Origin of the sequence: Gordonia sp. Z-3 (assembly GCF_036233855.1) — a bacterium.
Classification (GTDB): Bacteria; Actinomycetota; Actinomycetes; order Mycobacteriales; family Mycobacteriaceae; genus Gordonia; species Gordonia tangerina.
In genome coordinates this window covers 21,779-33,054 of record NZ_JAZARS010000029.1, presented here as the reverse complement: position 1 = coordinate 33,054, position 11,276 = coordinate 21,779, and the positions used below count along the sequence as shown (strand labels likewise).

Genomic DNA, 11,276 nt, shown 5'->3' with positions numbered 1-11,276 from the left:
ACCCGGACATCTGGTCCTCAGACCACCAGTCCGGGCCACTCGACAAGGGACCGCCACCTCACGAAAGATCGAGGCTAGACAGCTAGGCTGTCATAATTAGCGAACGGCAGGAAGGGTAACTACCAAAGCGACACTCGCGCATCTGTCGGATCCTGATTGCGAGTCACCATGCCGTCGGACTCGAGAAAAGCCCCTGTCCGAGCAATCGTTGCGGAGCGACCATCTCGGCATCCGCCAGACTCCGAGCAATCATCAGCCCAAGGCGGTCAAGGTTAGCGCCTGGAGTTGAGTGGGAGTCAGGCGATGGCCACCCGCCGTTCTCGTTCGACTGGTGCAGGTCGCCTTCCCGCGCGAAAAGTGATTGTCGCCACTTTCCCGGCACAGTGACCGCGGCGCACTCACTCGGGTACTCATCACTATGCTCGACCACCAACCGCACAGCCGTCGCCCGGGTCGCCTCGTCGAACTTCGGGACGATGCCACCTCCTCACAACGAGGTGTGTACCGAACGTGTACCGAACCCGGGGACGTTCAGGGTGCGGTCCTCGGCTACGCGAACGCCGTTGGTCGGGCAGCAAGACACAGCCAATCAACCGATCGACTGGTACTCGGTGAAGTCCTCCACGCCGAACCGACCGAACTCGCGCCCGATGCCGGACAGCTTGAACCCACCGTGCGGGGTGCGCGGATTGATCGGCGAGCCGTTGATTCGGATGCGTCCGGCGCGAACGCGCTTGGCAACCGCGCGGGCATGGTCGGGATCAGCAGCCCAAATGGCAGCGGCAAGTCCGTATTCCGAATCGTTGGCGATGGCGATCGCTTCCTCCTCGGTTGTGAACGGGATGATCGACGAGACAGGGCCGAAAATCTCCTCGCGCGCAGTTCGATGATTGTTGTTGCTCCTGGCCCAGCACCTTGTCGATCGTGATCGGAAGGTCGGTGATCCGTCGGCCCGTGGCGTTGAACACCGCGTTGGCGATTGCGCCCGGCACTCCGGTGAACACCAGTTCGGCCAGACCTTTGGCAGGTGACGGTGGTCGACGGCCGCATGCAGGCTCTCGCCGACGCCGGCCGCGGCGAAACCTATCAGGATCTGCTTCGTCGACGGAACTGGGGTCCGCTCGAGGCCGAGGAACGTTGGGAGCCCGACAGGGCGAACAGCGAGCGGTATTCGATGAGTGCCTACGGCGCCGTGTTCGCCGAGGTCGGCGTCGACGAACAGCTGGGCACGGTTCGCGTCCGGCGTATGCACGGCGTCTACGACGTCGGACGGGTCATCAATCCGCTGCTAGCGCACAGTCAGGCCATCGGCGGCATGGTTGGCGGAGCGGGGATGGCGCTGCGTCTCAGCAGTTCTGTCTGAAGCCGGCGAGTACGGAGATCGATGAACCCGACAGCAGCAGCGGGAAGAACGCGAAGCTCCAGATTCCCAGCCCCACTGCACCGATCATGATCGGGATTCGACGGCCCAATCTATCCGACAGGTATCCGCCGTACACCACGGCGCACATGTAGATCACCTGGGCGATCGTCGACATCGCGAGCAACAGGGACTGATTCGCGTCGCCGTTGTCGACCGCGAACGGGATGCTGAAGACCAGGATCACGTAGTACGCGGCGAAGAGACCGAACGGAGCGGCGACCGCGATCACCAGTGCGCGGCTGTGCTTGCGCAGGAGCTCGACGAGAGGGGTCTTGACGGTCTCGTTCTTCTCCATCGCCTCCTTCATCATCGGCGTCTCCCCGATGCGGTAGCGGATGTAGAAACCGACCACGAGCAATAGTGCACTGAGCAGGAATGGGATTCGCCATGCCCAACCCTCGAACTGGGCGTCGCTGGTCACCGCGGTCAGGATCGCCATCAGGCCCGAGGCAAGAAGGAAGCCGAGCGACGAGCTCGCGCTTGTCAGGGCGCCGAACAGTCCGCGTTTGCCGGTGTTGTGGTTGTGCTCGATCACCATCAGGGTGGCGCCGCCGTACTCGCCGCCCACCCCGAGGCCCTGTACGACGCGCAGCAGGATGAGGATGATCGGGGCCGCGATTCCGATCTGATCGTAGGTGGGCATGAGTCCGATGAGGAGCGTGGCGATGCCCATCATGGTCAGTGTCACGAAAAGCACACGGCTGCGGCCGATCCGGTCACCGATGTGACCGAAGATGATGCCGCCGAGTGGCCGTACCAGAGATCCGACGGCGAATGTCGCCCACACCAGCATGGTGCCGACGAATGCGTTGTCGCCCGGGAAGAACAGATTCCCGAACACCAGCCCGGACACGGTGGCGTATACGAGGAAATCGAAGTACTCGATGACGGTGCCGATCATTCCGGCCGCTACGACCCGACGGGTCGTGGGTCCATCCGATCCGCCGTCCGGGTTTACTGCCGGCGCAGTCTGCTGGACGCCCGGGCCGCGCCGGTCGTCCACGATATCGCTGCTCATACGGGAACTCCTTGGGATCAGATGACGTCTGCTTCACGCAGACGGGTGATGTCGACCTCGGAAAGGCCGAGGATCTCGGACAGGACGGCGTCGGTATCCTCACCGAGGGCTCCCGCTCGGGAAGGCTCGACGGTCGGCGAATCCGACAGGACGAGTGGGCTTCCCAGGGTCGTGTAGCTGCCCATGTCGTCGTTGGCCTCGTGCAACATCCGCCGCGCACGGACATGCGGATCGTCGATGAGTTCGGGAAGGGTGACCACCGGCGCGCACGGGATGTTGGCTACCTTGAGAACCTTGGCGATCAGGTCCTTCGACTGGGTCGCGGTCCACCGGCCGATGATCGAGTCGACAAGGTCGACGTTCGCGCACCGCCCCGCCATCGTTGCCAGCTTCTCGTCCCCCGCCTCCGGGTCTTTCATGATGTCGACCAGACGGCGCCAGTGCGCATCGGTCGGACACAGGATGGTGATCCAGCCATCGCTGGATTCGAAGGCGTTGTACGGCGTGACGGCAAGTCCACCATGACGATTGCCCGTGCGCTCCGGCATCGAGCCGTTGCTCGTCAGGTGGCCCGCGATGTTGGAGGTCAGCGATGGGATGATCGCGTCCTGCAACGCCACCTCGACATGCTGGCCGCGCCCTGTGCTCTCCCGCTGATACAGGGCTGCCAGGACACCGGCCACGAGATGGGTTCCGGCCATGAAGTCGACTACCGACGGCCCGGTGCGAACCGGCGCCCCGTCGTCGAAGCCCGTGGTGCTCATCACCGCACTGCGCGCCTGGATGGTGAGGTCCATGGCCGGCTCTCCGGAGTAGGGACCGTACGACCCGAAACCGGTCCCCGACGCCATGATCAAGCGTGGGTTGATCTGGCTCAGTTGGTCGTACCCCAGTCCGAACCGGTCCATCGCACCTGGGGAGAGATTCTGGACCAGCACGTCCGCCTGACCGGCCAGATCGCGCAGAATCTGCTGTCCCTCAGGCTTCTTCAGGTCGAGCTTGATGACCCTCTTGCCGGAGTTCATGAACTGGAACTGCACCGAAACCCCGTGCTCATCGGCGGTCGGTAGCCGACGGTAGGGATCGCCTTCCGGGGCCTCGACCTTGATGACGTCCGCGCCGAGACGCGCCATCAGCATGGTGGCATATGGTGCAAAGTAGAACTGCCCGACGCAGATCACCTTGACGCCCTCGAGCGCGGTCATCGCATATCTCCTCAGTGGTGTCGAAATAGGTTGGTCAGCTGGTCGTATCAGCCGATGGACTGGTACTCGAGGAAGTCCTCGATCCCGTACCGGCCGTTCTCACGTCCGATGCCGGAGAGTTTGAAGCCTCCGTGGGGTGCGCGGGGGTTGACGGCCGATCCATTGATCCGGATGCGCCCGGTCCGCAAGCGGAGTGCGACGGCGCGAGCACGCTCGTCCGAATCGGCCCACACCGCACCCGCCAGTCCGTAGTCGCTGTCGTTGGCGATCGCGATCGCCTCCTCCTCGGTGTCGTACGGGAGAATGGTGACGACGGGTCCGAAGATCTCTTCACGCGCGATCCGGATGTCCGGGGTCCCGGTGAACACCGTGGGCTTGATGAAGTACCCGCGGTCGATGCCCTCGGGCTGCTCCGAGCCACCGGCGACCAGCTTGGCGCCCTGTTCGATTCCGGACTCGATGAGCGAACGGACGCGATCACGCTGTGAGCGGGTCACCACCGGCCCCAGGGTGGTGTCCGCGGCGAACGGATCGCCGAGCACGTACTGGGCGGCGCGCGCCGCAGCGATCTCCTCGGCTTCGGCCACCTGGGACCGGTGCACCAACAGGCGGGTCAGCCCGCCGCACACCTGACCGCTGTTGCGGTAGCAGTCCTCCACACCGGCGGTCACGGCCCTGGTGAGGTCGGCACCGTCGAGCACGACGTTTGCCGACTTGCCGCCGAGTTCGAGCGCGACGCGCTTGACCGAGCGAGAGGCGACTTCCATCACCCGGCTACCGGCCCGCACGGACCCGGTCAGCGACACCATGTCGATGTGCGGATGGCCGGCAATCGCCTCACCGACCTCAGGCCCGGTACCGGAAACGAGGTTGAAAACGCCTGCGGGAAGGCCGGAGTCGAGGGTTGCCTCGGCAAAGAGGAAGGAGCTGAAGGGAGCCACCTCGGTGCCCTTCAGCACCACCGAGCAGCCTGCGGCGATCGCGGCGCCGACCTTCATCGCGATCATCAGCATCGGAACGTTCCACGGGGTGATCGCCCCGACGACACCGACTGGTGCCCGATGGACCAGCGTCGATCCAACCTGTTCGTCCCAGTCGATGTCCTTCAGCGCATCCGCGGTGTTGCGCAGGTGGTTGATGCTGGACACCGTCTGGTGCTTGGTCGCCAGCGACATCGGCTCGCCGATCTCGGTGACGATCGTGCGGGTCACCTCGTCGGCGCGTGCCTCCAGCGCATCGGCAATCGCCTTCAGCACCTCGGCACGCTCGTCCAGCGTGGACGTCGACCAGGTGCCGAATGCACGAACCGCCGCATCGGTGGCCATGTCGACGTCTTCGGCCGTGCCTTTCGGGATCGTCGCGAAGACCTCCTCGGTGACCGGGTTCTCCACGGCGAGCGTGCGATCCGATGTGGACGAAACCCACTTGCCATCGATCAGGATCTCTTTGCGTTCAATCACGGGGACCTCCGACTGCTCTGCTGATCGGCGATGCCGACCCGCCTTCGGGAGTTCGTTATTACGAACTTGTGTACGTATTTACATATACTAGGGGTGGTGCGCATCACTGTCAACGCCGCAGGGAAACGGTGTTCACATCGTGGTGATCACCGGGCCGGCCGTAATACCTGCAGAACGTCGCCGATGTCACCACCGGTGCTCAGCGCATCGACGGTGACACCCAGTCGAACCGGTGCGTCCTCACGCAACGGCTCGGCGCTCACTGCAGCGCAGACCTTGGCCTTCTGCCGGAACTCGTCGGCGCCCATCGGGTTCTGCGGATGGCCCTTCGGGTAGTCGACACGCTTCTCGACGCTGGTTCCGTCCGTGAACTCGACGATGACCCGGGCGGGCGTGACGAAACGGTGCCATTGGCGATGGATCTCTTCGTCGACGTACGGACTGACCCGCTTGGCGAGGGCGAGGATGTCGGCGCGTCCAAGTCCCTCGTCGGTGAAGTGCGTCATCCCCAGTTCGCCGTCGACCCAGGCGGACGCCACGGTGTAGGGAATGCTGAACTGCGCCTCGACGATCGTCTTCGGAGCCAGACGCACCTCTTCCGGCACGCACACCATCTGATAGCCAGGGCCGGTGACCCCGACCCGGATGCGCTCGATGTCGTCGGCGGGGCGTCCCGCCTCGGCGCGGGCCAGCAGGACCGCGTCCACCGCCGCATGAGTGTCCCGACAGCACGGGTAGGGCTTGTAGCTCAGGTTGAGCAGTTCGAAGCGTTCACCGAGCCGGTCGCGGGCAACCGAGACGTCGACCCGATCGCGCAGGTACACGCGGAAGAAGCCGTCCGCTCCCTCGAAGACGTTCTGAGCTCCGCGGATGCCCCGCTTCGCCAGCTCAGCGGCCACCACGCCGGCCTGTGCGGCGAGCCCCGGCTGCAGCCGTTTCATGAGTGACGCATCCCTGGTCACCTGGTGATTGCCGGCGACCGAGCTGTACACGATGCCGAAGGCGTTGTGCATCTGCTGTTGATCGAGCCCGAGGGCCCTGCCCGCAGCAGCGGTCGCACCGAAGTAGCCCAGCAACGACGAATAGATGTAGCCACTCTCCACAATGTCCACCTGGATCGCCGTGCCGAGACGGCACATCACCTCGAGGCCGGCGGTGACCGCGGCGACGAGATCGTCGCCCGAGCAGGTTTCATTCAATTGGGCCGCGGCAAAGGCGGCCGGGACACACGAGATACCCGCGTGCAGGATCGCTGCGTCGTGGGTGTCGTCGTAGTCCCGTGCGTGCGCCATGGCGCTGTTGAGCCATGCCGCGTGATGCGCAGGCACCTTCCCGCCGAACACCCATACGTCGGCCTGCGGTGCACCACCCCACTCGCGCACGAGGTCACGTACCACGTCGACGGCCGGAGCGCTCGACCCCGCGAACGCGCAGGCCAAGGTGTCCTTGATGTTGGTCCGCACGGCGGCGATGACCTCATCGTTGAGGGTGGTCACGTCGATGTCTGCGGCGAATGCCGCCAGGTCGGATGCCAGATCGACCGGCGTTGCCGTCATCTCGACTTCTGGGGTTGTCTGTACTGACAAGGGCTTTCTCCATTTCGAGGGACTCCTTGACGGAGATTCCAGGACTACCTAGGGTTCTGAATGTGAACAGCAGTTCGTAATTCCGAACGTGACCATGGTGACGCAGAACACCATGGCGACGCAAGGTACAGCCCGGAGGAGAAACCGTTGACTGCGACGCAATCGCGCGACGACCGAGCCGTGAAGTACGGCAGAGGCTGGGATCGACTGGTGGCAAGCGCGGTCGCCCCAGGTGTCTGGTCAACGCTTCTACCGTTCCCCAGCGCGTTGTCGTACTCGTGCTCGTACTCGATTCGGGTACCGGATGGGATCGTCGTCGTCGACCTCGGATGGGACAGTGATGCCGGATGGAGTGCCTTCCAGGCGGGCTTGTCCCGCGCAGGCGCCACGCTGTCCGACATCGTCGGGGTTGTCGTCACCCACGCCCACCCGGATCACTACGGACTAGCGCCACGCATTCGGGAGACCTCAGGCGCGTGGATCGCGATGCATCCCCTGGAACGCGATCTGATCGCTGCAACCGCCGAGGAGCGCACCGCGCGGGTTGCCGAGTTGGGGATATGGCTGGCCGAGTGTGGCGTTCCCCAGACGTATCTCGACGACCTGTCCGACGAAGCCGCCGAGATCGCAGCGACCATGGTCGATGTCGAGCCCGACGTCGATCTCGTCGACGATATGCCCATCCCCGGCAGCGATAGCACGCTACGCGCCATTCACACGCCCGGGCACACCGCGGGCAGCATGTGTGTGTTCGACCGGCATCGCAACCTTTTGCTCACCGGGGACCATTTTCTCCCGCGGGTGACCCCCAATGTCTCGAAACGCCCACGCTCGTCCGAGGATCCACTCTCGGACTTCGTCGGGTCACTCGATCGCATCGGCCGAGTCGGATCGTCGCCGATGATCCTCCCCGGACACGAGTGGGCATTCGACCAGGGCGATCAGCGGATCGTCGACCTGCGCAGACACCACTCGAAACGCCTGAACGAGATGGAGCGGGCGGTGGCGGCCGGAGCGAGCACCACGTGGGAGGTCGCCACCACCGTCAGTTGGACTCGACCTTTCGCCGCCTTGGATTCGCGGGGCCAGCGCCAAGCGATCGGCGAGACTCACGCGCACCTTCATCACCTCGCCGAGCGGGGCCGGATCGTGCACAAGCCCGGCACCCCTCAGCGTTGGATCAACGTCTGATTCAGACGCGTGGACGCTCTCTGACTCAGACGGATTCGCGCGGCCGTCGGGTGCGCTGTCGCCACGCATCGACGTGCTCGAGCAAGATCTTCGAAAGCTCTTTGTCTCGCGGTTCGATGTCGGAAGTCGGGCCGACCAACGTGACTTCGGCGACCACTTCGCCGCCTTGGTTCTGCACGGTGGTGGCGATGCCCGAGCGCACACCACCACGCACCTTGTTCCGCGCGATGCGTGTCTCGATGATCGAGTCGTACTCCGACAAGAACTGCTCGATCAGTTGGGCGTCGGTGTTGCGACGACGACGGAGATAGGCATTGCGTTGCGACTGAGGCAATGCGGCGAGCAGCGCCTTGCCACCGGCGGTCTCCAGCATCGTCCGGCGGATGTTCGACCGTGCCGCATAGCCACTCAAGGTGTCCGATCCGGCCTCTGCGACATAGATGAGGTCATCACCGGCCTGCACCCCGAGAAACACGGTGACGCCCGTGGCCTCGTGCAACTCGGCCAGATCGGAGTCGGTGACCAGTCCGGCGCGGATATGCCCGCTGGCGAGGGTCAATCCGTACACGGCCGGGCCGAGATAGAACCGATGGTTGTCCTCGTACAGCCATCCTGCGGCAAGAAGCCCGCGAATGAAGCCGTGCACCGAACTCTTCGGCGCGTCCAGCTCGCGCGCGAGTTCCGCGAAGGTCATGCCGGGGTTGTAGACCACTTCTTCGAGGATCTTGGTGACACGATCGATGGTCCGGTGGTTTTGGGGCGCCCGGCCCGCCGGCTCGGATTCAGTCACGACACTCATTTAAACACCCGTCCCCTGCCGTACCCGGTGGACCGTCACGTCGACGGGCCGGCGCGCCGCGACTCCGCTGGATCACATATGCGCTATTTCGATCTTATATACGAACACGTACGTTACTCACGCTCACCGACACCCGTCAATGGCAACGCGTGCAACAGTGGGCGACTCTTCCTGGGCGACTCTTCCCGGTACTGCCAGCCCCTCCCTGAGATGCGCCGACGAGCCTAACGTCGGAAAGTAGCCATTCGACGAGAGAGGGTCACACATGCACTACCGTCAGCTCGGCCGCACCGGCGTCAAGGTCAGTCCGCTCTGCCTCGGGGCCATGATGTTCGGCCCATGGGGCAACGACGACAAGCAGGATTCGATCCGGATCATCCATGCAGCACTCGACGCCGGGATCAACTTCGTCGACACCGCGGACATCTACTCTGCGGGCGTATCCGAAGAAGTCGTCGGCGAGGCGCTGCACGGCCGGCGTGACGATGTGTTCCTGGCGACGAAGTTCTTCATGCCGATGGGTGACGATCCCAACCAGGGCGGCAGTTCGCGCCGCTGGATCATGCGAGCGGTGGAGGACTCGCTGCGCCGGCTGAACACCGATCACATCGACCTCTACCAGGTGCACCGACCCGATCCTCACGTCGACATCGAAGAGACTCTCGGTGCTCTCACGGACCTCGTTCAGCAGGGCAAGGTCCGCTACATCGGTTCGTCGTCGTACTCCGGCTCGCAGATCGTGGAGGCTCAGTGGGCGGCCAAGGAGAATCGCTTCGCGCGCTTCGTCACTGAACAGCCTCCCTATTCGATTCTCGTCCGCGGAATCGAAGAGGACGTCCTGCCCGCGGTCCTGCGTCACGGGATGGGCACCCTCACCTACAGCCCGCTCGACGGTGGTTGGCTGTCCGGGCGGTGGCGCAAGGACGCCGCCTCGGCCCCGACGTCCAGCGCACGACCGAGCGCACGATTTGACATGTCCACTGCCGACAACCAGCGCAAACTCGACATCGTCGAGGATCTCGCGCTGCTCGCGGAGAAGAACGGCATGACCTTGATCGACATGGCGATCGCCTTCGTGATCAATCATCCGGGCGTGACCGCCGCGATCGTCGGGCCGCGCACCATGGAGCAGCTCGAGGCCTACTTGCCCGCCGCCGACATCACGCTCTCGACGGAGTTGCTCGATCAGATCGACGACCTCGTTGGACCGGGCGTGACCATCAACCACGAAGACAACAGCTATGGCGCCCACGAGCTCACCCCGACCGCCCGGCGGCGCCGCTGACACAACGGCCCGTTCAGAATCCGATTCCGCGGCGTTCACGTGGGGCGCGGGGCGTGGACCGATTTCCTGGTCTTCGACCGATTTCATGGTCGTCGATGGAAACCTGGCCACGCGCGGCGGTCACCCGAAGCTCATGCAGCCCAACGTGAGCCGACCGATTCCAGACTCGGTGTGCCCTATCGTGTGTCGCCTATGATCGCCACATCCTCCTATGTGGCCTCCTCTCGGCGGTACTCGTCCTTCCGGGTACTGCCAATCCCTCCCTCGCACAGGGCTCAGCCCGTACCGTCAACAGAACAGTGACGATTTCACGACGGACTTTTCGTAGGCGGCACTCGAATCATCGTGTCGCTTACATCCGACGTATCCCGACGGGGCGGCCGTCCCGAATTCATTTCCGATTCTCGAGGAGCAACCGATGGAACTAGCACTGCACATCGCCGACTTCACCTGGACCGGCGGGGCCACGGAGCTCGCTCCGGCATTGATCAAACACGTGCGTGATGCCGAGGGCATCGGCGTACGCCGCATCAGCGTCATGGACCACTTCTGGCAGATCCGAGGCGTCGGGCCCGCCGAGAACGAGATGCTCGAGGCGTACTCCGCCCTCGGTTTCATCGCAGCACACACCGAGCATTCGTTGCTGCACACCCTCGTCACCGGCGTCACCTACCGCGAACCGGCGCTGTTGGCGAAGGCGGTGACAACGTTGAATGTGTTGTCCGGCGGCAGGGTCGGGCTCGGTATCGGCGCAGCCTGGAACGACGAGGAGTCCGAAGGTCTCGGGTTCGACTTCCCGCCCACCGCCGAGCGATTCGAACGCCTCGAGGAGACCGTGCAGATCTGTCAGCAGATGTGGTCCGGCTCGGAGGAACCGTTCGAAGGCAAGCACTATCAGTTGACCCGCACGCTCAACTCACCGCAGGCGCTCAGTACGCCCCGCCCGTACCTGATGATCGGCGGCTCAGGCGAGAAGAAGACCCTTCGCCTTGTGGCGCAGTACGCCGACGCCTGCAACATCTTCGGCGGCGCGGAGGCCGCCCACAAGCTCGACGTCCTCCGCGGCCATTGCGAGAGCGTCGGTCGCGACTACGACGAGATCGACAAGACCACCATCTTCAGCATCGATCCGAGCAGCACCGTGGACGACATCGTCAGCACCGCCAACGAGATGGCCGCCCTGGGCTTCACCTCCGCATACATCTACGCGACCGGTATCACCGAACCCGGCCGGGTCATCGATCTCTTCGCCGCCGCGATGCCTCGACTGGACTGACAATCGGCACAGACCGCGCACATCTAACAACTG

The 11,276-nt window shown here is 64.2% G+C and carries 10 protein-coding genes; 4 read left to right on the top strand and 6 right to left on the bottom strand.

Translation table 11 applies throughout. From position 1 onward, the window contains the following. Positions 1–589: 589 nt before the first annotated feature. Positions 590–1,027, bottom strand: a complete 438-nt coding sequence (locus VX037_RS22810; RefSeq protein ID WP_442903740.1) for an aldehyde dehydrogenase family protein — start codon at positions 1,025–1,027, stop codon at positions 590–592. Between VX037_RS22810 and VX037_RS22805 the strand changes: the two genes are divergently transcribed. Beyond that, positions 1,028–1,363, top strand: a complete 336-nt coding sequence (locus tag VX037_RS22805; protein ID WP_442903739.1) for a molybdopterin cofactor-binding domain-containing protein — start codon at positions 1,028–1,030, stop codon at positions 1,361–1,363. Here VX037_RS22805 and VX037_RS22800 read toward each other — a convergent pair. The 4 genes from VX037_RS22800 to VX037_RS22785 form a co-directional block, all read right to left on the bottom strand. Further along, complete coding sequence (locus VX037_RS22800) at positions 1,347–2,441, bottom strand: MFS transporter (RefSeq protein WP_328716015.1); 1,095 nt, start codon at positions 2,439–2,441, stop codon at positions 1,347–1,349. The two genes, VX037_RS22805 and VX037_RS22800, sit on opposite strands and share 17 nt — an antisense overlap. A 17-nt stretch (positions 2,442–2,458) precedes the next feature. After that, a complete protein-coding gene (locus tag VX037_RS22795; RefSeq protein ID WP_328716014.1) occupies positions 2,459–3,646 on the bottom strand; it encodes a CaiB/BaiF CoA transferase family protein in 1,188 nt (395 codons plus the stop codon). A 47-nt stretch (positions 3,647–3,693) separates the two neighbouring features. Then, positions 3,694–5,106, bottom strand: coding sequence for an aldehyde dehydrogenase family protein (locus VX037_RS22790; RefSeq protein ID WP_328716013.1), 1,413 nt, complete (start codon positions 5,104–5,106; stop codon positions 3,694–3,696). Between the two features lie 146 nt (positions 5,107–5,252). Next, the gene (locus VX037_RS22785; protein ID WP_328716012.1) at positions 5,253–6,662 is read right to left on the bottom strand and encodes an MmgE/PrpD family protein; all 1,410 of its coding nucleotides are present in this window, start codon (positions 6,660–6,662) and stop codon (positions 5,253–5,255) included. A gap of 177 nt (positions 6,663–6,839) precedes the next feature. On the opposite strand from VX037_RS22785, the gene VX037_RS22780 reads away from it, so the two are divergent. Beyond that, positions 6,840–7,883, top strand: a complete 1,044-nt coding sequence (locus VX037_RS22780) for an MBL fold metallo-hydrolase (RefSeq protein WP_328716010.1) — start codon at positions 6,840–6,842, stop codon at positions 7,881–7,883. 25 nt (positions 7,884–7,908) lie between these two features. Here VX037_RS22780 and VX037_RS22775 read toward each other — a convergent pair whose 3' ends face one another. Continuing rightward, the gene (locus tag VX037_RS22775) at positions 7,909–8,673 is read right to left on the bottom strand and encodes an IclR family transcriptional regulator (RefSeq protein ID WP_328716009.1); all 765 of its coding nucleotides are present in this window, start codon (positions 8,671–8,673) and stop codon (positions 7,909–7,911) included. Between the two features lie 274 nt (positions 8,674–8,947). Here VX037_RS22775 and VX037_RS22770 point away from each other — a divergent pair, with 274 nt between their 5' ends. After that, positions 8,948–9,967: an aldo/keto reductase gene (locus VX037_RS22770; protein WP_328716007.1), complete on the top strand. Its 1,020-nt coding sequence runs from the start codon at positions 8,948–8,950 to the stop codon at positions 9,965–9,967. Between the two features lie 418 nt (positions 9,968–10,385). Next, entirely contained in the window at positions 10,386–11,243 is an 858-nt protein-coding gene (locus tag VX037_RS22765) for an LLM class F420-dependent oxidoreductase (RefSeq protein ID WP_328716006.1), read from the top strand. Positions 11,244–11,276 lie beyond the last annotated feature (33 nt).

Bases quoted from the DNA above. Each gene is read 5' to 3' on its own strand.
- VX037_RS22800 (WP_328716015.1), bottom strand. From the start codon at position 2,441: ATGAGCAGCGATATCGTGGACGACCGGCGCGGCCCGGGCGTCCAGCAG.
- VX037_RS22795 (WP_328716014.1), bottom strand. From the start codon at position 3,646: ATGACCGCGCTCGAGGGCGTCAAGGTGATCTGCGTCGGGCAGTTCTAC.
- VX037_RS22785 (WP_328716012.1), bottom strand. From the start codon at position 6,662: ATGACGGCAACGCCGGTCGATCTGGCATCCGACCTGGCGGCATTCGCC.
- VX037_RS22770 (WP_328716007.1), top strand. From the start codon at position 8,948: ATGCACTACCGTCAGCTCGGCCGCACCGGCGTCAAGGTCAGTCCGCTC.
- VX037_RS22765 (WP_328716006.1), top strand. From the start codon at position 10,386: ATGGAACTAGCACTGCACATCGCCGACTTCACCTGGACCGGCGGGGCC.